The sequence below is a fragment of the Paenibacillus sp. FSL R7-0179 genome, from assembly GCF_038002265.1.
In the GTDB taxonomy this organism is placed as follows: Bacteria; Bacillota; Bacilli; order Paenibacillales; family Paenibacillaceae; genus Paenibacillus_AQ.
Genome location: NZ_JBBOCC010000001.1, coordinates 3,613,928 through 3,637,815 on the forward strand (window position 1 = coordinate 3,613,928; position 23,888 = coordinate 3,637,815).

The window sequence follows — 23,888 nt, forward strand, 5'->3', positions numbered from 1 at the left end:
TTGTGTAAGTTCTTAGGGGTTTTCTTCTAGTTTTGTCGTGAGGCAGGAATCCTAAGTTGCGGTGTAGAAACCTTGTCCCTGTAGGGGAAAGAAATGGTTACAGGAAGGTTGTCCAAGCAACGAAGAGGAGAGTGGCAAGCATGAATTCTCATGTGGAGATGGAGCATCACCGGGGTGTGCTGATTGTCCGGTTGTCCGGGGAACTGGATCATCACGCAGCCGATTATGTACGTATGGATATGGATGAAGCAATTATGCGGGGCCAGGTGGAGCATCTGATTCTGAGTCTGAAGGAGCTGCAGTTCATGGACAGCTCGGGTCTTGGAGTGATTCTGGGGAGGTACAAGCTGATCCGCAGTAAGGGCGGCAAAATGGCAGTCTGCGATGCCACAGCGCCTGTGAAGCGCCTGCTGGAAATGTCGGGCCTGTTCAAAATCATGCCCTTATATGACGACGAGAGCGCTGCACTCTCGGATTTGGAGGTCGCGTTATGACTAGTAGCGAAGCCCGTAACTTCATGAGTGTCCAGTTTGCTGCGCTGTCGGAGAATGAATCGTTCGCGCGTGTCGTAGTGGCTGCCTTTGTCTCCCGGCTCGATCCGACGATGGAGGAGCTGAATGACCTGAAGACGGTAGTCTCGGAGGCCGTTACCAATTGTATTATTCACGGTTATGACAGTGATCCCGCTGGCATTGTCAGCATATCCGCTTCGCTCGACAATGAGACCGTGCATCTGAAGATTGAGGATAAGGGCCGGGGCATTGAGGATCTGGAGCTGGCCCAGCAGCCGCTGTATACCTCGAAGCCGGAGCTGGAGCGGTCGGGTATGGGCTTCACCATTATGGAGAATTTCATGGACGAATTCGAGGTTATCAGCGAACCGGGACGCGGAACCTCAATCTCCATGAAGAAAACCATCGTCTCGAAAAAAGCTTTATACAATTAGGGGTTGGAGCCATGGATGCAGAAGCAAAAAAAGCTCCGCCGACCTATTTGGACGATGCGGAGGTCAAACGTCTAATCGCGCTCAGTCAAGCCGGAGACCATACGGCCCGCGACACGCTGGTCAACTGCAATATCCGCCTCGTCTGGTCGGTGGTGCAGCGGTTTATGAACCGCGGATATGAACCGGATGATTTGTTCCAGATCGGCTGTATCGGACTGCTGAAGTCCGTTGATAAATTCGATCTCAGCTATGAGGTCAAGTTCTCCACCTATGCGGTGCCGATGATTATCGGCGAGATCCAGCGGTTCCTGCGCGATGACGGCACACTTAAGGTCAGCCGCTCGCTGAAGGAGATGGCCAACAAGGTGCGCAAGATGAAGGATGAGATGTCCAAAACGCTCGACCGCCTCCCGACCATCGGTGAAGTGGCCGAAGCGCTGGGCGTCACGCCCGAAGAAATCGTCTTCGCCCAGGAGGCCAACAAGCCGCCGACTTCGATCCACGAGACCGTCTTCGAGAATGACGGCGATCCGATCACACTGATCGACCAGATCGCTGACGAGTCGCAGGAGCGCTGGTTCGACAAGCTGGCCTTGAACGAGGCCATCGGTGCGTTAACCGAGCGCGAGCGTCTGATCGTGTATCTGCGCTATTACCGCGATCAGACCCAGTCGGAAGTCGCCAGCCGCCTCGGCATCTCGCAGGTGCAGGTGTCGAGGCTGGAGAAGAAGATTCTCGCGAACATCCGCGAGCAGATTGCGCAGTAGAATTAAGGCTGGTGCGCAGCCGCCTCGTGCAGCCGCCGCTGATAAGCAGTAGCGAGCAGCGTATCACAGTGGAGTGGCATTGGCCGCAGCGGGTATGCTGCAACATTGGATCGGCGGCAGCTCGGTAAGGCCCGGTACAGCACGCAGCAGTGCAGCAGGCAAGAAGCCCGGCCGCTAAGCGGCAGGGACCGTGTGGAGCATGGTTAGGTAAGTAATGTTCAGTGACGGGTGCAAGGCGGGCCGCCCCTTTGAGGGGCGGCTTTTTGCGTGCGTTCACGGCCCTCTTTTACCACGATCATTGTGCTACCACGCCAACCATACCTGAGCTATACAGAGACCAGATTAGTCTAAGGCCAGTGTTGAGAGAGCTGTTTAGCTAGAATGCTCCATAATGCATAGCTGAGAAGTGTGAGGTGGACTCAGATTACGTTATCTTGTTTTTTTGGCCCCTAATCAAGCGAAATCCAGCCACATAGCTCCACTGAGTCCGCGCACTTCGCATATCCGACGGATAAGCAGAAATAGCGGAATGCCAGTCCGCCTACATAGCGGATGGAGCCCCAGATGGAGCCTCCCAGTGGACTCTTGTTGTAGCCCCCCGATGGAGCGCCCCGAAAGAAGCAGCACACCTATAGCTTTGCGCATGGTTATCCCGGAAGCTTCACATATGCTAAACTAGGCTAAACTCAACAATTGATGATTGCAGCAACTAACTAATGATCCCAAATGACTATGGAGGACTAAAGCCAATGGATTATGCAAAACTCAGCAAGGAGGTCTCCTACGCTCTGCGTCACGCTCCGTGGGAATATGAACTGGAATTGGATGAACAGGGGTGGGTGGATATTGAACAGCTGCTCCACTCACTGCATCAGGACAAGAAGTGGGAAGCAGTCGGTGCAGAGGATCTGGACAAAATGATCGCGGCATCGGATAAGCAGCGGCACGAGCTTGCGGAGGGCAGAATAAGGGCGCTGTATGGTCACTCGGTCCCGCAAAAAATAATCAAGCAGGCTGAAACGCCGCCCCCTATTTTGTACCACGGAACAGCCAGGCAATGGGTAGAGACGATTCTGCACGAAGGACTGAAACCAATGAAGAGGCAGTATGTTCATTTCTCGGTGGATACGGCTACAGCCAAGCTGGTGGGAGGGCGCAAGGATTCAAGTCCTGTAATCTTAACCATCGATGCCGGGCGGGCCGCACAGGAAGGAATCAAGTTCTACCACGGAAATCATAATATTTGGCTCGCGGACTCTATTCCTCCCGGATTCATTACATTGAACTGAATAGGATAGAGCTCTTTTGTAACCTTTCTCCCCCTTATTGGCACTTAGTAGTGTAACGTGATCAAGACTTACAGAAATGAGGTTCGGTAGAGTGATGCAACAGTGGATTGAACAAGCGCAGCAGGGCGATGCCGAAGCCTTCCGGGAGCTTAGCGGGCATGTGCGGGGGATGGCTTACGTAGTGGCCTACGATATGCTCAGTGATGTACAGCTCGCGGAAGACGCGGTGCAGGAAGCTTTGCTGGAGGCGTATATGAATCTTGGCAGCCTTCAGGAGCCGGCCGCGTTCCCGGGATGGTTCAAAACGATCGTGGTCAGGCAGTGCCACCGGCTGCTGCGGCGCAAGACAGAGACGATCCTGCCTCTGGAGGCAGCGGAGCAGGTGCCCGGGGCATCCCCGGCGCAGCCGAGATAGTTGAATACAGGGAATGGACACAGGTGCTGCACAAGTCAGTGGCGGAATTGTCCGCCAAGCTGCGGGTACCGCTGCAATTGTTCTATTTCTACGGCTACTCGCTTCAGGAGATTTCCGTATATCTGAGCCTTCCCGTCGCTACGCTGAAGAAAAGGCTGTATGACGGCAGACGCAAGCTGAAGGGCGCTTTACCTGTTGCCGATCTGGCTGCCGCATTTCATCTGTTACATGAAGGGGGAGCACGTATGCTGCATATTGTCAATGGTGACACGGTGGGAGATAAGCTGAAACGGGGAATTGTCCAGGGGGAGGTGCTGGTGTGGAGAGAGATCTATTCGGCGGGGCCGATCTTCACCGATCCGGCGGCAGAGCAAAACCGGCTGCTGCGGGCTGAGGTGCTACAGGCCACGCTGGGTATTCCGGCGGCTGAATATCTGGCCGGCTGTGCGGAGCAGGAGCGGAGGATTAGCGGATTCCGCCAGTATGATGAGGTGGTGCTGTGGTTCGATCATGATCTGTTCGACCAGAGTATGCTTGCCTACCTATTACACTGGTTCAATGGGCAAAAGCTGGGCAACACCAAGCTGAGCCTGCTCTGCATCGGAGATTACCCCGGGATTGAGCGGTTCCATGGTCTGGGACAGCTGACGGAAGCCCAGCTTAGCACCCTGCCGGGAACCTGGCGGAAGATTGGCCGCAAGGAGCTGCAGCTGGGGAGCCTGCTGTGGGAAGCCTATGCCGATCCCAATCCCCGCGAACTGGCGGATCTGCTTGCAGCGAAGCGGGAGGAGCTGGCGGGAGGTGCGCTTGCTTTTGCCTATGATGCCTTCATGGCCCATCTCTCCCGCCTGCCTTCCGTAGAGAATGGACTCGGCATTGTCGAACAGACCACTCTCCAAGCTGTAGCTAACGGTATGGATACGCCGCTTAAGCTGTTCCGCCAGGTTACGGATCAGCTCCACCGGCTTGGCATGGGCGATACGGAATACTGGAAGGTCCTGCGCACACTTACGGCGGGCACGCAGCCGCTGCTTGAGATTGATGGTGCAACAGAGCTGAGAGATTACAGGGAGGTACCGGAATTTCTGCACCGCAGCGTTACGCTGACTGGATGGGGAGAGCAGGTGATGGCCGGAGCAGCCGACCGGCTACAGCTGCAAAATATCGATGAATGGTACGGCGGCCTGCATCTGGAGGGTCATGGCGCCCCTTGGCGCTGGGACCGCACTGCGGGAAGGCCTGTACAGACCCCGTTATCCGAGCGGACGGAATAGAATGTAACCAGGAGGTTTTCCTGCTAAGCTGAATGCTTGCGGGTGAGCCTCTTTTTTGTGCTATTTAGCAAATTATAGCTTTAGTCTGTTGTGGAGGAGCGGCAGCGGCCGGAGGGCCAAATGTTAACCGCAGCGCCGGCCATGCTTCAAGTTAAGCTCTGAAGTGCGCCTTATGCCTTATGGAGTACCTCATATGCTCTTTATAGTATAATAGTTTCGTCTAAAAAAGGAGGAGAGCGGCATGAGAACATTAGTAATCAGTGACATCCACGGCTGTATAGAGGAATTCAACCTGCTGCTCCGCCGGGCGGAATATGACTCCTCAAGGGATCAGTTAGTCCTGCTGGGCGATTATGTGGACAGGGGGCCGGACAGCAGAGCGGTTGTGGAACAGGTGAAGCGGCTTGCCGAGGCCGAGGGGGTTATTGTGCTACGGGGCAACCATGATCAAATGGCCTGCGATGCGCTGGCGGGAGAGGATGATAAGCGGGATACCCACTGGATTACGAATGGGGGATTCCACACCCTGCTGAGCTATTGCGGAGGCCGGGATTCGGTGCTCCTGCACCCGGATTCAGGGTGGAGGGATTATACGGAGATGAAGCGGTTCATGCGCACGGAACATAAGGAGCACCTGGATTTCCTGGGTTCGCTGCCCTATTACTATGAGACGGAGACCCATCTGTTCGTTCATGCGGGCATTGATCCTTCCCTTGCCGACTGGCGGACCCAGCGGGAGTATGATTTTATCTGGATTCGGGAGCCTTTCTACAATCATCCTGTTACCTCTACGGAGAAGACGGTTGTATTCGGCCATACCTCTACGGTAGATCTGCAGGACGGGGCAGGAGTCTGGTTCAGTCCGCTGGGTGACAAAATAGGCATCGACGGCGGCTGTGTGTACGGGGAGCAATTGAATTGCCTGGAGATTAGCGAAGCCGGATATAAGACCTATGCGGTTCGGCTTGGGGAACGGGAGTAACAAGAGCTGGGGAACAGACGGGGTGAAAACAAACTCGTAATTGGTTATAATTGGAATATTAAATCCGAATGTTCAGGAGGAAGAGATGTTGGGTTCCCTTTTAACGAAGAATGCGTTAGCCCGGTCCCTGAAGAAGCTAATGCTCACAAGGCCGCTGAATAAAATAACGATCCAGCAGCTCACGGCGGATTGCGGGGTGACCCGCCATACGTTTTATAATCATTTTCAGGATATCTATGAGCTGCTCGGCTGGATCTACAAGTCAGAAGTGATTGAAGGACTGGACCAATATTGCTGCTTGGCGGGCTGGAAGCAAGGGTTCTTAAGCGTGCTGCGCTATACCGTAAATAACAAAACCATCTGTCTGAATACCTTCCACTCGCTGGGACGCGAGCATCTGGAAGAGTTCCTGTACGGGGTGATTTACCGCGTCATGATCAGCGTAGTGGAGGAGCTGGACGGGCAGGCGTGGCCGGGACAGGAGCAGATCCCAGAGCCAGTGAGAATGCAGGCCAGACTCGATATAACCGATTTCTACACTCTGGCCATCCTTGAACAGGTAATCCATTGGCTCAAAGCAGGAGCGAACACAGATCCGGCCGGAGTGGTGGATAAGGTATCAAGGATTATGGACGGATGCATTGCCCGGGGGCTAGAGCATTATCAGACTGCGGTGCATCCGGCGAAGTAATGACACAATATCCGGCGGATGTGTAATCCCTAGACAGTTGCGTCCGGCTGTCCATAGAATCCCTGGTTCACGGCGGGTATAGTGAAGGCAGTTAGCAGGCACTTATCCCCTGATCAAGGAAGGAAGAGGACATATGGGTACATATCAAAGAATTCATCCGCAGGTACAGGAAGGCATCGCTTCACGCAAGGCTTATCTCGTCGGAGGAGGAATCGGCTCCCTGTCGGCGGCGGCATTCCTGATCCGTGACGGGCATATGCCCGGACGGAATATTCATATTCTGGAGCAATCATCGATATACGGCGGTTCCATGGACGGGGCGGGTAATGCCAAGGACGGCTACAGCGCCCGGGGCGGACGCGAGATTGAAGAGCACTTCGAATGCTTCATGGAGCTGTTCGGCTTCATCCCTTCCCTGACCAATCCGGACCGGACGGTGCTGGATGAATTCCGGGAGCTGAATCTGGCAGAACCGATTGAATCGCATTGCCGTCTGGTCGAAAAGCAAGGCACCCCCGCCGACTTCTCCTCGCTGGGACTCTCTACCGCACACGCCCTGCAATTAGGCAAGCTGACACTGGCTACCGAAGAGAGACTGGGCGCGGTGACGATTGAGCAGTTTTTTGACCCGAGCTTCCTGGAGACGAATTTCTGGTATTTCTGGCGCTCCATGTTCGCCTTCGAGAACTGGCATAGTGTGGTTGAAGTCAAGCGTTACATGGAACGGTTCATGCACCTGATCTCCGGGATGAACCAGCTGAAGGGGATTCTGCACACCGAATACAACCAGTTCGACTCGCTGATCCTGCCGCTGATGAAGTGGCTGGAGCGTGAGGGCGTTCATTTTGACAAAGGGCATGAGGTCACAGATCTGGAGCTTGATATCAACGATGATGAGAAGGTTGTAACCGCAATTCAGGTGCTGGTGAACGGTTCGCCGAAGACCATTCCGGTGACACGCGGGGATCTGGTCATGGTCACGAACGGCTCAATGACAGAGAATTCTACCCTTGGCGATCTGGACCATCCGGCGGTGCTGAACCGCTCTCTGACTGAGCGCGGCTGCTGGAGCCTATGGGAGAAGCTTGCCGCCAAATCTCCGGATTTCGGCCGTCCTGAGGTGTTCTGCGGGGATATCGACAAGTCCAAATGGCTGTCGTTCACGATGACTTTTACCGATGATGAGATTGTATTCCCTTATCTGCTTGAACTGACGGGAGATGCTCCCGGCATGGGCGGCGTGGTGACGATCAAAGACTCCAGCTGGATGATGTCCTGGACCGCACCGAAGCAGCCGCATTTCATTAACCAGCCGGACAATGTGAAGGTGCTGTGGGCGTATGGCCTGTTCCCGGATGCCGAAGGCGACTATATTAAGAAAAAAATGAGCGACTGCACCGGACGCGAGCTGCTGGAGGAACTGTGCTACCATATGGGGCTTGCGGACCGCATTCCCGAGATTCTGGAGCATACCACGAATGTCATCCCTTGTATGATGCCTTATATCACTGCACAGTTCATGCCGCGCGTGCTTGGTGACCGTCCGCAGGTCGTGCCGCAGGGCAGCTTGAATCTGGCCTTCCTTGGCCAGTTCGCCGAAGTGCCGGACGACTGCGTGTTCACTGTGGAGTATTCGGTCCGCTCCGCAATGATGGCCGTCTACAATTTACTGGCGCTGGACAAAGAGGTCATTCCCGTCCATCCGAGCAAATATGATGTCCGTGTGCTGCTGACTGCGCTCCGCACCTGTCTGGGCAACAAGCCGCTGCCGCTCGATAAGACGCTCGGTGAGCTGCTGGCGGGAACGGTACTCTCGAAATTGATCTAGCTGCCAGCTTTCGACAGGATTCGTCCGTAGATTATGATACATTTAGACTAAAAATTTCTGCGGAGGAACCTGATGAAGAGAATTTTGAGCCGGATCGCATTTGCATTGCTGCTTATGACCTTTGCAGCCATTGTATTGTGCTTCTATTTCAACCAGTTTAGCTATGCCTATGGTCTGATTGTAGTGCTGCTGTTGATCTTTGGTGCCATGGGCCAGCTCTATAAGCTGAAGAATGATGAATATATGTACTCCAAGCTGAACAGGAGAGACGAATACGAGGATTACACGAGGTAGCTGATTCCGCAGCTCAGGCATGCTAAGGGTCCGGCAGACATAGGATGGTAATAAGCAAGCGCTTTACCATTCAGTCACTGCAGGAGGAGAATCGAGTGAACGAGAGACTGGCGGCCGTTATTTTGCGGATTGACGCTATTGCTACAGATATTCTTGTACCTCTGCGCCGTAAGATCATTAATGAGGCGGCCATGCTTCAGCTCTATGAGGCGCTGGATGAGACGTATGCTCTGATGGAGCATGAGCGGCAGATTGACCGGGAGCTTGCGGCCATCCTTTTCCTGCTCTATTCACAGCTGGTAACCCAATCTAATTATGTGTATGACAAAAGCCTCTTCGTGCCGCATATCGGTAAGCTGCAAGGGTACATCCGCAAAATATTCGGCGGTACGCTTCAGAATGTATAGAACTCAACGAACAGCCAATCTGACAGCCTAAGCTCCAGCTACATCTCTAACAGGATGGAACCGGGAGGATAGGCTGTTTTATTTTATTTTTTTGTCCATTGCCAAACCTTGACCTGTTCCATTACAATATTATAATGATAATGAGAATCAATTTCAAAGAAACAGGTGACATTCATGAATCAACAGGCAGTGTCCGGGAGCGGGCTGGATGAGAAAGCCAAGCCGCTGAAGCTGCGGTCCCGTCCTTGGGCGGCAACACTAATTCTTATTGGCGGCCTCATTGTGCTGGCGCTTGGTATCGCTATATCTGTATCGTTCGGTGCCGCAGATATTAAGCTGTCGGTGGTATGGACCGCAGTCTTTCATTTCAATCCCGAGATTACCGACCATCAGATCATCCGCGAGCTTAGGCTGCCGCGTGTGCTGGGCGGCGTAATGGTGGGAGCCAGCCTCGCTGTGGCAGGGGCTATTATGCAAGGGATGACCCGCAATCCGCTGGCGGATTCGGGACTGATGGGTATTAACTCCGGCGCGGGTTTTGCGCTGGCGGTCTGCTTTGCCTTTTTTCCGGGATTGCCGTTCATGTATCTCATTCTCTATTCCTTCGTTGGCGCCGGAGCGGGAGCGGGAATTGTCTATGGAGTAGGCTCGCTGGCGAAGGGCGGGCTAACCCCGGCCAGGCTTGTATTGGCAGGTGCTGCCCTCAGTGCGCTGCTCTCGGCGCTAAGTGAAGGCATCGCCCTGTATTTCCGGATCGGACAAGATCTCGCCTTCTGGTATGCCGGCGGTCTGGCCGGAACGAAGTGGTTCCAGCTGCAGATCATGTCTCCATGGGTGATAGCGGCTATCCTCGGAGCCGTTGTGCTGTCCCGTTCGATTACGATGCTCAGCCTGGGTGAGGATATTGCCAAGGGGCTTGGGCAGCGTACAGGGCTGGTGAAGTTGGCGGGTACGCTAATTGTCCTGATTCTGGCCGGAGCCTCGGTAGCTGTAGTGGGAGCTGTAGGGTTTGTCGGCCTGATCATCCCCCATCTGACCCGATATCTGGTCGGTGTGGATTACCGCTGGATTATTCCCTGCTCTGCGGTGCTGGGTGCACTGCTGGTGGTCGGGGGCGATCTGACGGCCCGGATGATCAATCCGCCGCATGAAACGCCGGTAGGTGCGATTATAGCGCTGATTGGGGTACCGTTCTTCCTGTATCTGGCCCGAAAAGAAAGAAGGGAGCTGTAAAGATGCAGAGCCATAAGATAATGTCTTCAGAAGATACAAGGCGTAAGCATGGCCTGAGGGTGATTGGCGTGCTGTCCGTTCTGATTGTGATCATGTTCATTATAAGTGTGAATACAGGATACATAAGACTTACTCCCTTTGAGCTGCTGGATACGCTGGTCGGCAAGGGGACGGACAAGCAGGAGCTGATTCTGTTCCAGTTCCGCCTGCCGCGGATTGTCATTTCTCTGTTAATTGGTATCGCACTTGCCGTATCCGGCGCAGTGATGCAGGGGGTCTTCCGCAATGATCTGGCTGACCCGGGCATTCTCGGCATTAATGCCGGGGCCGGACTGATGGTCATGCTGCTGATTTCCTTCTACCCGACGACCTCGGCGGCTCCGGTCTATCTGTTGCCTGTGGTTGCCTTTGCCGGAGCGGCCTGCACTGCCGCTCTGATCTATAGCCTCGCCTTCAAGCGGCATCAGGGTATTTCGCCGATCCGGCTGCTGCTAACCGGGGTCGCAGTGGCGGCAGGCATGAGCGCGGCGATGATCGTGCTGACGCTTCGCCTCGACCCGGACAAGTATCAGTTCGTGGCTACCTGGCTGGCGGGCAGCATCTGGGGTACAAGCTGGAAGTTTGTCTTGTCCCTGCTGCCCTGGATCGTGATTCTGCTGCCTTATGTCATCTACAAGGCCCGGGTGATGAATGTACTTAATCTGGGCGAGCAGACAGCGACAGGACTCGGAGCTAACGTTAGCAGAGAGCAGTTCCGCCTGCTGGCAGCAGCGGTCGGCCTTGCGGCCTCCAGCGTAGCGGTCAGCGGCGGCATCGGCTTCGTCGGGCTGGTTGGTCCGCATCTGGCACGGCGGCTGGTCGGGCCGAAGCATCAGCTGATGCTGCCCGCCTCCGCGCTGATCGGCGCGCTGCTTGTCATTACGGCCGATACAATAGGACGGCGGATATTGCAGCCATCCGAGATTCCTACCGGCATAGTGGTAGCTGTCATCGGCGCTCCATACTTTCTGTATCTTCTGGCCCGTACCAAATCTTAAATACAACCAGACCTTGGAGGGATATCAATGAATGAACCAATGGAATTATACGATGTGACGATTATTGGCGGCGGCCCCGCAGGCATGTATACAGCGTTCTATAGCGGAATGAGGGATTTGAAGACCAAGCTGATTGAAGCGAAGGATGAGCTGGGCGGCAGAATGCTGATCTATCCCGAGAAAATGATCTGGGATGTCGGAGGAGTAACACCTATTCTCTGCCGCCAGTTAATCGATCAGCTGGCAGAGCAGGCACGCACCTTCGATCCTACCCTCGTATTCGGACAGCAGATTGTTCATCAAGCCCGCCAGGAGGACGGAACGTATATCCTGACCTCGGCCACCGGCGAGCAGCACTGGACCCGTACCGTTATTCTCACCATCGGATACGGTATTCTGCAGATGGCGAAGCTGGAGATTGAAGGGGCGGACCGCTATGAGGTGACGAACCTGCACTACACGGTTCAGGAGCTGGAGCCCTTCCGCGGCAAGCGGGTGCTGATCTCGGGCGGCGGAGATTCCGCAGTGGACTGGGCGAATGAGCTGGAGGGGATTGCGGCCAGTGTAACCGTGGTACACCGGCGGGAGCAGTTCGGCGGGCATGAGAAGAATATTGCCCGGATGAAGGCCTCCTCGGTGGATGTGCGTGTGCCTTGCGCGGTAAGCCAGCTGCACAGCAGCGACGGAGAGCAGATTGATCAGGTGACCGTCTGCCATATCCAGACCGGAGAGCACGAGCAGCTTGAGGTCGATGCCGTCATTGTCAACCACGGGCTGAGAAGCGACTTCGGTCCGTTGAAGGACTGGGGGCTGGATATGGGGGAATGGTGTGCGAACGTCAGCGGGAAGCTGGAGACCAATCTGCCGGGCATCTTCGCTGCCGGAGATTTCGTGGATCATGAGAGCAAGGTACGGCTCATTGCCGGAACATTCACCGATGCGGTGCTTGCCCTGAACAGCGCGAAGCTGTACATGGACCCTACCGCTGAGAAGGTAGCCTACGTCTCCTCGCATAATGACCGGTTCAAGGAGAAAAATAAGGCGCTTGGCGTAGTAGATAATCACTAGCATTCCTCCTTCAGAGATACCAGCCGGTGTACCTGCATTACATTATAAGCAATATCTGCACAAGCTGTCCCTTACACGGATTATTCCGTAGGGGGACAGCTTGTTTCCACTTGGTACACATTCCATATGCTGTATAAAAAATGAATAGCGGGCGAATAGTAAGAGCCAGGAGGTGCGGATATGGATAATTTAAATTCGCCGGTCTCCCCTAAGCTGGAAGACAACATCAGTACCATTCAAGCAAGGCTCGGCAACAGCCCCGATCTGGTTATACGCACCTATGAACTAATTAATAGAACAGCCCGTGTGGCTGCAATTTATGTCGCTGGCATAACAGACAGAGTGATGGTTGATGATTATATCTCGCATGTGATGTCCTTTCAAGCTCTGAATGACCGTGCGCGGCTTGCGGTAACCCCGGAGGAAGTCTACAGCTATATTAAAGAGAATGCCCTTAGCATCGGCAAGGAGAAGCTCGTTACAGATATTAACGGGCTGCTGGAGGCGCTGCTCTCGGGCGATACGGTTATTCTGGTGAACGGAGTGGGGGGAGGTATCAGCGGAAGCACCTGCGGCGGGGAGTCCCGCGCGGTTACGGAGGCAGGTACCCAGGTCGCCATCCGCGGCTCCAAAGAAAGCTTCACCGAGACCATCAGCACGAATATTGCCCTGGTCCGCAAAATCATCAAGAACCCGGACCTCTGGACTGAAACGATGAAGCTGGGCGATGTCACCCACACTGATATTACGATTATGTATATCCGCGGCATTGCAGATGAAGAGACGATTCAGGCGTTCAAGGATAAGCTCCTGGAGATTAAGGTCGATATGGTTCTGGAGTCGGGATATATCGAGCAGATTGTGGAAGACAATAAATATTCGCCGTTCCCCACCATGTTCAATACGGAGCGCCCGGATAGCGTGGCAGCCAATCTGCTGGATGGACGGATCGCTATCTTCGTGGACGGTACCCCGTTTGTCCTCATCGCTCCTACCACCTTCTTCATGTTCTTTCATACGGTGGAGGATTACTACCAGCGGTATGATATCTCCTCGCTGATCCGGATGCTCCGGTTCGTATGCCTTATTATTTCCCTGTATGGCCCGGCGATCTTCGTCGCTGCGCTGAACTTCCATCAGGAGATGATTCCAACCCCGCTGCTGATCAATCTGGCGTCACAGCGGGAAGGGGTGCCGTTCCCTGCCTTTGTTGAAGCGGTTCTCATGGAGGTTACCTTCGAGATTATCCGGGAAGCAGGGGTACGTATGCCTTCGCCCATCGGCCAGACCGTCTCCATCATCGGCGGTCTGGTGCTCGGGACAGCAGCGGTTCAGGCAGGGATCGTCTCGCCGGCGATGGTAATCGTGGTCTCCCTAACAGGAATATCCAGCTTCGCTACCCCGGCCTTCAACATGGCCCTCTCCATCCGCATGCTGCGGTTTATCATCATGGGAATCGCCGCATTTATGGGGCTGTATGGCATCGCCATATTCACTATTATGCTGATTGCCCATTTGTGCAGCCTGCGTTCGCTCGGTGTTCCTTACATGACGCCTATTGGTCCCTTTGTTCCGGGGAATCTGAAGGATACCTTCATCCGCTCCCCGCAGAGCTTCACGAGGCTCAGAAAGCGGCTTGTCAACAACAGCAAGCGCTCTTCAGCCTCTCCCGCAGGGAAAAGGGCCGCCGGGAGGAAATCTGATGAACGGTAAGGGGCTGCTGCGTCTGATTGCCGTAGCGGTGCTGGTCCTGCCGCTGGGCGGCTGCTGGAACAGCCGGGAATTGAATGAGCTGGCCGTTGTCAGCGGGATCGGGATGGATCTCGTTCCGGAGACCGATGAATACCGGGTCACCTTTCAATTGGTCAATCCGTCTTCCACATCAACAAGTACCTCTCCCGGAAGCGGCAAGCCTGCTGTAGTGGTGGTGTCAGCCACAGACAAAACGATGTTCGGCGCGTTGCGGCGGGCGTCGAAGCATGTGACCCGCCAGCTTTTTTTTGCCCATACCCAGCTAATTGTACTCGGGGAGCGCCTGGCGCGGGACGGGATTAACGATATCTTCGACATCTTCGAGCGGTCCCATGAGCTGCGGCTCAATTCAGAAATATTAGTCGCCCGTGACAGTGATGCCGCTTCAGTCTTGAAGCTGCTGACCCCTGTAGAGAGTCTGCCGGCCCTGGGGCTGGTCAAAAAGGCGCAGAATACCTCCAGAGTCTGGGGCGAGAACCGGCCAATCAGCGTCTTCGATGTCATTCACGCCATTACAGGAGAAGGCGATCTGACGATCAATGCGGTGAAGATTAAGGGAAATGCCGAGGAGGGGGAGAAGAGCAGTAATCTGGAAGGGTCTGAAACCTTGACTGAGACGATGATGAACGGGCTTGGGGTGTTCAGGCAGGGGAAGCTGCTCTACTGGATGAAGGACTCCGAAGCAAGAGGAACCGAGTGGCTGCTTAACCAGATAGAAGAAACAGTACTCAATATTGATGCAGATGATAAAAAAGAGTCCGTTGCCGTCAATATCATCTATTCCAGAACGGAGGTAAAGACCACGATGGAGGAGGGTCTTCCGGTCTTTCATGTGACGATTGCGGAGGAGGGAAGCGTTAACGAAACAGACAGCTTCGTAGACCTCAGCAAGCGGGAGGAAATCATGAAGATTGAACAGGGGCTGGAGAAGAAGACGAGGATTGAGGTCATGCAGGCTTTTCAGAAGGGGCAGCAGCTGGAGAGTGATATATTCAATTTCGGCAATGAGCTGAAACGGACGAATCCGCAGGAATGGGCGGCACTGGACGGGGACTGGGGCCGAGTCTTTGCGAAGGGAAGGCTGGACCTTAAGATCAAGGCTTACATCCGCAGTACCGGCATGGGTCTGAAACCCTATATCCCCGAAGGTAAATAATCGGCTTAACCGCAGAAATCAGGTGATTGTTGTTATGAAAAAAGAAGTGATCGGCCCGAACCAGCTGCTGGCATTGATTATTCTGTTTGAGCTGGGGACTGCCGTCCTCGTCCCTATCGGCCTGGAGAGCGGACATGCAGTCTGGCTCGCCATTCTGTTTGCCCTCCCGGGAGGCATTTTGCTGTATCTGGTGTTCGCACACCTCTCTCTCCAGTTCCCGAACCAGATCATAAGCGGATATACGCGTTCTATTCTAGGGCCATGGCTGGGCTGGCCGGTAAGTCTGCTGTTCCTGCCGGTAATTCTCTATAACGGGTCTAGAAATCTGCGGGAAGCGGGGGATTTGCTGATCTCGGCCTCCTATGACAAAACCCCGATTCTGATCATTAATTCAATTATGATTATTGCAGTGATGTACATCCTTAGCAAAGGGATAGAGGTATTTGCCAGGACCGCCGAGATTGTTTTGTGGATTGTGATCATTATGGGGTGCATCTGTATTGTCGCTGTAATCTCGGCCGGGCTGGTGGAGTATAGAAATCTGTTTCCGCTTCATATGGGCGATTATAAGCAAGCCTTGAAATCAGCCTATCCCAACATCCTGATCTTTCCGTTCGGCGAGCTGATGTGCTTCACCACCATTCTGCCCCATTTCAACAACTCCCGGAAAATCAAGAAAACAGGGATCGCAGCGATTATTGTCAGTGCCTGCCTGCTGAGCTTCACCCATGCCATTGAGATGGCTGTGTTGGGAGAAAATCTGTACAGCCGGACCGCCTTTCCCATGTTTACGACCATTACTCTTGTAAATATGGCCAATTTCATTCAACGGCTGGATGCCCTGGTGATGCTGACGCTGATTATCGGGGCGTTCTTTAAGCTGACCGTCTATTGTTATGCTGCTGTTGCGATTGCTAACGATCTGTTCAAGGTAAACGATACCAGCAGGCTGGTTATCCCGGCAGCTGTGATTATGCTGTTCAGCTCTTTTGTCAGCGCGCAGAATTACACGGAGCATATGAATGACGGGAAGACTTTTCTGCAGACGCTTCTGCCGGTATTCTGTGCGGTAATTCCCATACTGCTGCTGCTGATTCATCGTGTCCGGCGGAGGTTCGGCTTGTACCGTCAGCAGAATTAAGAGGGTTTCCGGCGGGATTGACGCTTCTTAGAGGCATGAATGGCAACCTGGATGAACGGGAGGAGCAGGAAGATTGTGATACATACCCCTTCCTGCAGTGTAGTTGTGGCAAAGATGGTCCCGAGCGAATGAATGGAGGCAGGCAGACTGATCCCGGACATCACATCAATGATGACTATTAACGTGAGCGTAAGAACAGCGAACAGGACATAGATACTGATAATCTTCATGGAGGTCTCCTTGTGCACCGCAAGAATAATTTGCCGGTTCCGGCGCGGCGGGCTACAGATATTATCTCCGAGTTATGGATAGGGTAAACGCCAAAAGCTGCCGGAAGCCGTTCAAGGCCACAGGCAGCGTATTCATGACACCATTATTGTTGTGCCCCGGTCAGCCAATCGGCCAGCTCCTCCGTCTGGGCCAGAACGGCAATCGGATCATAATACCAGGAGCGCTCTTCTTTCCATACGTAAATCTTCCCGTTCTTGACCGCTGGCAGGCTGCCCCAGATCGGGTCTGCCTGGAAGTCTTGAGCAGTTCGGGTATTGTCAGTGATGACCAGATAATCACCCGCATACTTACCCAGGGTCTCAGCGGATAATTCTGCCCACTGCTTCTCCATAATTTCATCAGCCACTCCAGCCGGAGGCTTGCGCCCCAGTGCCTGATAGATAGGCTGTCCTCCCCGTCCGAAGTTGTCCCCATAGACCCAGGTGGACTTGTCTGCATGCTCGAGAATACTGAAGGTGGCCCCGGCAGGAATCGCTGCATCCACGCGGGCCTTGGCGTCCGCAATACGCTTATCGTAATCAGCCAGCCATGCTGCTGCCTCCTGCTCCTTGCCCAGCAGCTTGCCGAAATAGGTCAGCTCTTCATGCGCATTCTTCAAATCACCGTACGGCACAATAACCGTTGGGGCAATTTTGCTGAGCGCGGCATAGCTGTCTGCATTGCCGGAGATAATCAAGTCGGGATTCAGCGCGAGGATATTCTCCGGTGACATTTTGCCGTAAGTGCCGGTATCGGCTACTCCTGTTAGGAATTCCTTGAAATACATATTCTCCAGTGTAAGCCCCGGAGCACCGACAGGAATCGTATCCAGGGCAATCAAGCTGCCCAGATATTCCTCGGCAACAATCCGCTGCGGTGCTGCCGGCACTTCAATATCTCCGTTCACAGTGGTCACGGTATGGAAGGCGGGAGCTGTGGTTGCAGCAGCCTTCTCTGCCTGGGTGGAGGAAGCGGGTGTCCCGGTAGCCTTAGCTGAAGCGGCACCACTGCTGTTATTAGAAGTGTTATTTCCACAAGCAGAGGCGATAAGAGTCAATGCCAGAAGCAAAGACAGGACGATCCAAGCTTTCCGGTGAATGCGGCGTGATTGTAAATATGGGATTTTCAAGATGTCGCCTCCTTAATGTAGAACGATTATCATTCTCAGGTAACACTTTACAGAGTTTCCCCGGATTAGACTATGGCTGAATGTGATGTCCGGCTATGTAAATTTATGATGTCAGCGCCTGCACCAGCACCTTCAGCTGGGCCTTGGAGGAGAGCGGATCGAAGCCGTAGAACATCCCTGACTGATTCAGGAAGTAGATTCTTCCGCCTACTGAGCCGTTGATGGGCTGTTGCTGTACAGGGTGAAGAAAGCTCTGCAGCGGCTCCAGCGCTTCAGCAGCCTTCCTGCTTGAGGTAATAAAGATATGGTCAGCGGAGTAGCGGGCAATGTTATGGAAGGCAATCTCCAGATAACCCTTATCCAGCAGTCCTTCGGCAACAAGGCCAAGCGGCGGGCGGAAGCCAAGATCATGATACAGAATCTGCGTCCCGCGGCCATAGCTGCTGCTGAAGCAGTAGGCTGTCTCTGCGCCAAGCTCCAGGACCATGGCGGTCCCCCGGTCACCGATCTGCCGGTCGAGCAGCTGATTAGCTTGATAACAATGCCAGTCATAATGGCTTAGCCAGGCCTCTGCCTGTGGCTGACGCCCGGTCACCTCGGCAATCAGGCGGAACTGCTCCCGCCAGTCCATCTGCATGAAGGGAATCTCGATCACCGGCGCTACGGACAGGAGCTGCTTGCTCTTATCAGGTAAGGAATAGCTGATAATGACATCCGGCCGGGCTGAAGCTAGACGTTCGTATAGACCTTCAGAGCCGATTCCTTCATCCAGCAGCTTTTTCCTGGAGGGAACGGGCTGCATGCTCTCCATCCAGGCCGAATAGACTCCCAGGCGGGGAACGACTTCGAGCGCATGGAGGCTGGCCGTATGATTGAAGTTCAGCGAGACTACGGATTTGCTCTTACGGTGAAAGGCTGAAGGGGAGATGCCTACGACCTGCTTGAATTTGCGGCTTAAATAGGTCCCTTCGCTATATCCTACCTCAAGCGCCAGCGTACTCAGATTCGGAGCTCCTGTAAGGATACGCTGCTGGGCCTTGCGGATGCGCATCAGCGTTATGTATTCGTTGAAGGTCTGTCCGGTGAACTTGCGGAAGCTGCGGGAGAAATGCTCCGGGGTGATTCCGGCAAGCCCGGCAGCCTGTTCTCTCGTCAAATCTTCATTATAATGGGACTCTATATGATGCAGTACACGGTCAATCCACTGAGTTGGCCGCTCTGCGTACTCCGCAGAATTGTCGTACAGCTCACTGAGCAACTCCGTGAACAGGGCTTGCAGGGCAAACGGCGTATGCTGCTCCGGCTGGTTCCAGCCGTTAAGAAGCTGCACAGCAAGTGTGCTTAAGTGGGGCGGACAGCTTCGGACCGGCTGACCATGGTTCAGCGGGCTGAACGTCCGGATGTTGCCGGAGATCACAGCATATTCGATCCACACGCCCTGCAGCTTATGGCCGTGGGGCAGCCTGTTATCTGCCGAACTGTCACTGCACAGAATATGACCGCCGGATAGACGGATGTGTTCGCCGTTCAGCTCAATGACTCCGCTTCCCCCGGTGATTACCGCCAGGAATGAGGTGAAGGGCTGAATGGGATTGTCACGGTTAATGGAGGCTTGATCCAGTGCCGCTACACGTACCGGAATATAAAAGCTGTGAGGATTAGGCCATGAACTGCCGGCATTTCGCGTCTGCATGTTTCAGGTCACTCTTTTCTTAGATGATAATCATTCTCAATGTCAGTATAACAGTCTTTCCTTCTATTGACGATCCCCGAAAAGGGCAGTAGAGTTTAAGGTTATAGGACTAGCAGGGTATTGTTGTATTGAAGGGAGCGGAACTGCCATGACAACCTGGAATCTGCAAGGAACGGTCAGCCATTTGCTGATCTGTAACGGAAGTGACTGCAAGAAGCACAAGGGTGAAGAGGTAGCCGAAGCGATTGAGGATGAGATTACGAAGCAAGGAGCAGACGCGCTGATCCATACAACGGTAACCCGCTGCAATGGAAGATGCTCGGATGCCTGTGTAGTGATCTCATACCCCGAAGGCGCATGGTACAGGGATGTCACCCCCAAGTCGGCCAAAAGTCTGGTGCGTAAGCTGCTAAAGGGAGAACAGCTCGAAGAGCATCTGCTCTATACGTATGAAGAAGGCTTCAAGGCCGCTACCCCCAAGGGAGCCAAAGGGAAGAAGAAGAAATAACAAAGTGGCTTAGTACAGCCCGTTGACGGAATAATTCCGGCTGCGGGTTGTTTATTTTTTCCAATGGGGGCCTTACAATAGATAGAAAAGTCTAAGAGAGGGGAAGCGGGATGTTTGTAAGCTTTGGGCCGGAGGATGATGTGCTGCACAGCAGGTGGTTCGTGCAGGAAGAGGTGGAATATAACCTGATTCATCTGATCGCGGGGAATCAGGAGTCCCTGCGGCTGAAGACGGAGGAGAATGACCTGATTGCCGCTCATGCCGCCGGGCGTAACTTGTGGTAACCGGAAGTATTGTTGATTTGCGCTTTCAGTACGACAGTGATTATTCAGCCTAATATAGGGAGGAACGTCAAAGGATGCTGCAAGGAATGAAAGTAATAGTGACCGGTGCGGCTTCAGGTATTGGTAAGGCTATTGTCAGACATAGTCTGGAGGCGGGAGCAGAGGTCATTGCCTGTGACCTGGATGGACCGCGTCTGGAGGAGCTGAAGCATGAAGCCGCTACGGATAAGCTCTATACTTACCGCCTGGATGTCGCCGATTACAGCGAGGTGGAGCACTTCTTCACAGCCCTTCAGCAAGAGCATGCTCATGTGAGCGGGCTGGTTAACAATGCAGGGATCTATCTGGGCCGCAGCCTGTTGGAGTATACTCCGGAGGAGATCAGCCGCGTGATGGATATCAACATCAAAGGGTATGTCTACTTCTCCCAGGCCTTCGGACGGATGCTGCTGGAGCGTAAGCAGAAGGGCGTCATCGTTAACATGTCATCGGTCTCCGGCCAGGAAGGCAGCTCCGACGCAGTATACGGCCTAACGAAGGCTGCTATTCTTGGCTTGACCAAGAGCTGCGCAATGAATTTTGCCCCTTCGATCCGCGTGAATGCAGTGGCTCCGACCATGGCAGACACCCCGATGATGGGACATATCCCGGCCTGGAGGCAGCAGGAATACCGGGAACACCAGTTAAATCCTGAACCGCTGCTGGCGGAGGATGTTGCCGATACGGTGATTTTTATGCTGAGCAGCAGAGCCAGAGCTTATACCGGAGCCACCTTTGATATCAACAATGGCTGTTATTTGCGTTGATGATCCCTGATTTGACTTGCAGCCACAGGGTTACTATGCTTATACATAGTGCAAATAATCACACTTAACAGGCAAGAGTTGCAGCTAGGGGGGCGGCAGGATATGGATAGACGGCAGGTATGGCCGGATAAATTCAAAAAGTTTTTTCTGAACAACAAGTTTGTGGTAGGTCTGCTGATTGCGTTGCTGGTGGGCTTAACGATACTCGTATTCTCAAAGATTCCGTTTGTGTTCAAGCCGCTGTCTGTGCTTCTGCATACGGTGGCAGCGCCGCTGCTCCTCTCAGGGATCGCCTATTATCTGCTGAATCCGCTGGTGGACCGTCTGGAGAAGAGAAGCCGGGTGAAGCGGGCGTATGGCATTGTCATTCTGTATCTGATTATTATCGGAATCATTACTCTGGTGCTGCTGATGGTCATCCCGATCATCCGCACCCAGCTCATGGGCCTGATTGACAACTTCCCCGTCTACAGTGAGCAGATTCAGGAGGAATTCCTCCAGCTTACGGGCAGTGAATTGTTCAACAAGATTCAGTCGAGCGTGGGCACGGACCTTAGTGATATTACCAGCAAGGTGACGACCTGGGCCACTGCCTTCCTGAATAATGCCGTCAGCGGCGTAGGCAGCTTCGTGGGAACACTGACCGAAATTGTGCTGGCTGTAGTGACTACACCGTTCATTCTCTTCTATCTCCTGCGAGACGGCAAAAGATTGCCCGACTATCTCATGAGACTCATCCCTACCGCGCTGCGGCCGCAGTCCCGGATGGTGATGCAGGAAATGAACAATCAGATCGCATCGTATATCCGCGGCCAGATTATTGTCAGCTGCTGTATCGGCGCACTGCTCTATATCGGGTATCTGATTATCGGGCTGGAGTATTCGCTGGTTCTGGCGATCGTGGCTGCTTGTACGGCTGTAGTTCCTTATCTGGGGCCGGCTATTGCGATTACCCCTGCGCTGATTGTGGCGATGGTGACCTCACCATTTATGCTGCTGAAGATGGTCATTGTCTGGACCGCCGTCCAGTTGATCGAAGGGAAGTTTATCTCGCCGCAGATTATGGGGAAATCGCTGAAGATTCACCCGATTACAATTATTTTTGTGATTATTTTTGCCGGAAAAATGTTCGGTGTACTAGGTATCATACTTGCGGTGCCGGGCTACGCCGTGCTTAAGGTGGTAATGACCCATATCTTCCAGTGGTTCCGCTTCCGCTCCGGGCTCTACAGAGTCATCGAAGAAAAGACTGAGGAATAAAGCGAAAAGGAATGATTGCAATGACAGGACAACTGGTGAATACAGCTTACGGGCAACTGGAGGGAGAAGCGGGAAACGGCGTGAACGTGTGGCGCGGCATCCCGTTCGCTGCCCCGCCGCTTGGAGAGCTGCGCTTCCGGGCACCGCAGCCGCCGGAGTCCTGGAGCGGCGTGCGGGAGGCTGTCAAGTTCGGACCAGTCAGCCTGCAGCCGGTCAGCACCAGCGGGACGCGGTTTGGCGGCACCACCCCTATTTATGATGAAGACTGTCTATATCTGAATGTCTGGTCCCCGGCGGTTGCGGAGGAGACCGAAGCTCTGCCGGTGATGGTGTGGATTCACGGCGGCACCTTCGTTACCGGCGCAGGCAGCCAGCCGATGTTCGAGGGCAGCAAGCTGGCCGTCTCCGGGAAGGTCGTGGTGGTTACCGTGAATTACCGGCTGGGTCCGCTCGGGTTCCTGCATCTGTCTCCGCTGGGCGCAGGACTGGGCAGCAACCTGGGCCTCCTGGATCAGATTGCTGCCCTGGAATGGGTGCAGCAGAATATCGCTGCATTCGGCGGGGATCCGGCGCGTGTCACGGTCTTCGGGGAGTCGGCAGGGAGCATGAGTATTGCTGCACTGCTGGCGATGCCTGCGGCGAAGGGACTGTTCGCCCGGGCCATAATGGAGAGCGGGGCGGCACAGACATTGAATGAAGAGCTCGGCGGGCAGATTGCCGCCGCTTTCCTGGCAGAGCTGGGCCTTCAGCCTGGCGGTGATACGCAGCTTCTGCATACGCTGCCGGCTGGAGAGATCATGGAAGCCGCAGGCCGGATGGCGTACAAGCTGTCCGGAGACTCGATGAATATGTTTTTCCAGCCGGTTATTGAGCCGGGCACCTTGCCGGTTGAGCCGGTACAGGCCATCGCAGCGGGAGCTGCCAGCGGCATTCCCGTGTTGATCGGAACGAATCTGCATGAAGGCAATCTGTTCTTCCGCGAGGGGCAGAAGGCGGACAACTTCGAGCAATCGCTCAAAGCGCTGGAGCAGCTGATGGGAGTGGGTGACCTCTCCGAGCTGACCTCGGATTACAGCCAGAGCTGGGAAGGACAGGCTGAGGTGCTGACCGACCTGTTCTTCTGGGCCAGCTCCATTTCGTTCGCGGAGAAGCAGCAAGGGCATGCGCCCGTCTGGATGTACCGCTTCGACTGGACGGTGGCCGGGCATCCTCTGCTGGAGAAGGCCATTCACGGCGCGGAGATTCTGTATGTCTTCAACAACCTCCCGCTGCTGAAGCAGTATGGCCTGAGCGTGACGCCGGAGATGGAGGCAGTGGCTGAGGCAATGCAGACCGCCTGGACTGCCTTCGCCCATAGTGGAGATCCGGCAGCGCCGGGACTGGCTTGGCCGCAGTACACGCCGAACACGCGGGCTACGATGATCTTTGACCAATCCTCGCGTGTGGTTAACGACCCGGACGGGGAGAAGCGCAAACGGATTTTTGAGCATTATATGGGATAAGTTCACAGCAGCAGCCCTCGCCGGAGGAAGACCTCCGGGAGGGCTGCTGCTGTGTGCGGCCGGATGTAGGCGGGAAACCGAATACAGAGGACGGGCTTAGCAGTGTGCGGCTGGATGTATGCGTAAAAGCGAATAAATTGAGCAAGTGAGGAGATA

25 protein-coding genes are annotated in these 23,888 nt (G+C 54.3%); 22 read left to right on the plus strand and 3 right to left on the minus strand.

The window, feature by feature from the left end; all coding sequences use genetic code 11:
- Positions 1-140 precede the first annotated feature (140 nt).
- The 17 genes from spoIIAA (at position 141) to MKX63_RS15920 (ending at position 16,280) form a co-directional block, all read left to right on the plus strand.
- Positions 141-494 (plus strand): anti-sigma F factor antagonist, encoded by a 354-nt coding sequence (gene spoIIAA, locus MKX63_RS15840; protein WP_036727462.1) that lies wholly within the window; start codon positions 141-143, stop codon positions 492-494.
- Positions 491-946 (plus strand): anti-sigma F factor, encoded by a 456-nt coding sequence (gene spoIIAB / locus MKX63_RS15845; RefSeq protein WP_341018213.1) that lies wholly within the window; start codon positions 491-493, stop codon positions 944-946. Before spoIIAA ends, spoIIAB begins: the two co-directional genes overlap by 4 nt.
- Before the next feature lie 11 nt (positions 947-957).
- Positions 958-1,713, plus strand: coding sequence for an RNA polymerase sporulation sigma factor SigF (sigF, locus tag MKX63_RS15850; protein WP_076084301.1), 756 nt, complete (start codon positions 958-960; stop codon positions 1,711-1,713).
- Between the two features lie 749 nt (positions 1,714-2,462).
- The gene (locus MKX63_RS15855; RefSeq protein ID WP_341018214.1) at positions 2,463-3,002 is read left to right on the plus strand and encodes an RNA 2'-phosphotransferase; all 540 of its coding nucleotides are present in this window, start codon (positions 2,463-2,465) and stop codon (positions 3,000-3,002) included.
- A gap of 94 nt (positions 3,003-3,096) precedes the next feature.
- The gene (locus MKX63_RS15860; protein ID WP_341018678.1) at positions 3,097-3,417 is read left to right on the plus strand and encodes an RNA polymerase sigma factor; all 321 of its coding nucleotides are present in this window, start codon (positions 3,097-3,099) and stop codon (positions 3,415-3,417) included.
- Positions 3,324-4,691, plus strand: coding sequence for a sigma factor-like helix-turn-helix DNA-binding protein (locus tag MKX63_RS15865; RefSeq protein WP_341018215.1), 1,368 nt, complete (start codon positions 3,324-3,326; stop codon positions 4,689-4,691). Before MKX63_RS15860 ends, MKX63_RS15865 begins: the two co-directional genes overlap by 94 nt.
- A 241-nt stretch (positions 4,692-4,932) precedes the next feature.
- On the plus strand, positions 4,933-5,673 hold the full coding sequence (locus tag MKX63_RS15870; RefSeq protein ID WP_341018216.1) for a metallophosphoesterase family protein: 741 nt from the start codon (positions 4,933-4,935) through the stop codon (positions 5,671-5,673).
- Positions 5,674-5,758: 85 nt separating this feature from the next.
- Complete coding sequence (locus MKX63_RS15875; RefSeq protein WP_341018217.1) at positions 5,759-6,364, plus strand: TetR/AcrR family transcriptional regulator C-terminal domain-containing protein; 606 nt, start codon at positions 5,759-5,761, stop codon at positions 6,362-6,364.
- 133 nt (positions 6,365-6,497) lie between these two features.
- Positions 6,498-8,192, plus strand: a complete 1,695-nt coding sequence (locus MKX63_RS15880; protein WP_341018219.1) for an oleate hydratase — start codon at positions 6,498-6,500, stop codon at positions 8,190-8,192.
- Between the two features lie 72 nt (positions 8,193-8,264).
- Positions 8,265-8,486: a hypothetical protein gene (locus MKX63_RS15885; RefSeq protein WP_341018221.1), complete on the plus strand. Its 222-nt coding sequence runs from the start codon at positions 8,265-8,267 to the stop codon at positions 8,484-8,486.
- A 95-nt stretch (positions 8,487-8,581) separates the two neighbouring features.
- Entirely contained in the window at positions 8,582-8,893 is a 312-nt protein-coding gene (locus MKX63_RS15890) for a hypothetical protein (RefSeq protein ID WP_341018224.1), read from the plus strand.
- Between the two features lie 174 nt (positions 8,894-9,067).
- Positions 9,068-10,126, plus strand: coding sequence for a FecCD family ABC transporter permease (locus tag MKX63_RS15895; RefSeq protein WP_341018225.1), 1,059 nt, complete (start codon positions 9,068-9,070; stop codon positions 10,124-10,126).
- Between the two features lie 20 nt (positions 10,127-10,146).
- The gene (locus MKX63_RS15900; RefSeq protein ID WP_445323507.1) at positions 10,147-11,163 is read left to right on the plus strand and encodes a FecCD family ABC transporter permease; all 1,017 of its coding nucleotides are present in this window, start codon (positions 10,147-10,149) and stop codon (positions 11,161-11,163) included.
- Between the two features lie 27 nt (positions 11,164-11,190).
- On the plus strand, positions 11,191-12,231 hold the full coding sequence (locus MKX63_RS15905; RefSeq protein ID WP_341018228.1) for an NAD(P)/FAD-dependent oxidoreductase: 1,041 nt from the start codon (positions 11,191-11,193) through the stop codon (positions 12,229-12,231).
- A 180-nt stretch (positions 12,232-12,411) separates the two neighbouring features.
- Positions 12,412-13,944, plus strand: coding sequence for a spore germination protein (locus tag MKX63_RS15910; RefSeq protein WP_341018229.1), 1,533 nt, complete (start codon positions 12,412-12,414; stop codon positions 13,942-13,944).
- A complete protein-coding gene (locus MKX63_RS15915; protein WP_341018230.1) occupies positions 13,934-15,139 on the plus strand; it encodes a Ger(x)C family spore germination protein in 1,206 nt (401 codons plus the stop codon). The genes MKX63_RS15910 and MKX63_RS15915 overlap by 11 nt, the downstream gene beginning before the upstream one ends.
- Positions 15,140-15,173: 34 nt before the next feature.
- Positions 15,174-16,280: a GerAB/ArcD/ProY family transporter gene (locus MKX63_RS15920; RefSeq protein ID WP_341018232.1), complete on the plus strand. Its 1,107-nt coding sequence runs from the start codon at positions 15,174-15,176 to the stop codon at positions 16,278-16,280.
- On the opposite strand, the gene MKX63_RS15925 is transcribed toward MKX63_RS15920, so the two are convergent.
- The 3 genes from MKX63_RS15925 to MKX63_RS15935 all read right to left on the minus strand — a co-directional run bounded on the left by MKX63_RS15925 (position 16,277) and on the right by MKX63_RS15935 (position 19,372).
- Positions 16,277-16,510 (minus strand): hypothetical protein, encoded by a 234-nt coding sequence (locus tag MKX63_RS15925; RefSeq protein ID WP_341018233.1) that lies wholly within the window; start codon positions 16,508-16,510, stop codon positions 16,277-16,279. The genes MKX63_RS15920 and MKX63_RS15925 overlap by 4 nt on opposite strands.
- A gap of 143 nt (positions 16,511-16,653) precedes the next feature.
- Complete coding sequence (locus MKX63_RS15930; RefSeq protein WP_445321881.1) at positions 16,654-17,673, minus strand: ABC transporter substrate-binding protein; 1,020 nt, start codon at positions 17,671-17,673, stop codon at positions 16,654-16,656.
- A 109-nt stretch (positions 17,674-17,782) separates the two neighbouring features.
- A complete protein-coding gene (locus MKX63_RS15935) occupies positions 17,783-19,372 on the minus strand; it encodes an AraC family transcriptional regulator (protein WP_341018235.1) in 1,590 nt (529 codons plus the stop codon).
- A gap of 148 nt (positions 19,373-19,520) precedes the next feature.
- Between MKX63_RS15935 and MKX63_RS15940 the strand changes: the two genes are divergently transcribed.
- The 5 genes from MKX63_RS15940 (at position 19,521) to MKX63_RS15960 (ending at position 23,732) form a co-directional block, all read left to right on the plus strand.
- Entirely contained in the window at positions 19,521-19,880 is a 360-nt protein-coding gene (locus tag MKX63_RS15940) for a (2Fe-2S) ferredoxin domain-containing protein (protein ID WP_341018236.1), read from the plus strand.
- A 110-nt stretch (positions 19,881-19,990) separates the two neighbouring features.
- Positions 19,991-20,164: a hypothetical protein gene (locus tag MKX63_RS15945; protein ID WP_341018238.1), complete on the plus strand. Its 174-nt coding sequence runs from the start codon at positions 19,991-19,993 to the stop codon at positions 20,162-20,164.
- A gap of 74 nt (positions 20,165-20,238) precedes the next feature.
- Complete coding sequence (locus MKX63_RS15950) at positions 20,239-20,970, plus strand: SDR family NAD(P)-dependent oxidoreductase (RefSeq protein WP_341018239.1); 732 nt, start codon at positions 20,239-20,241, stop codon at positions 20,968-20,970.
- Positions 20,971-21,072: 102 nt separating this feature from the next.
- Positions 21,073-22,230: an AI-2E family transporter gene (locus MKX63_RS15955; protein ID WP_341018240.1), complete on the plus strand. Its 1,158-nt coding sequence runs from the start codon at positions 21,073-21,075 to the stop codon at positions 22,228-22,230.
- A gap of 20 nt (positions 22,231-22,250) precedes the next feature.
- Entirely contained in the window at positions 22,251-23,732 is a 1,482-nt protein-coding gene (locus MKX63_RS15960; protein ID WP_341018679.1) for a carboxylesterase/lipase family protein, read from the plus strand.
- Positions 23,733-23,888 lie beyond the last annotated feature (156 nt).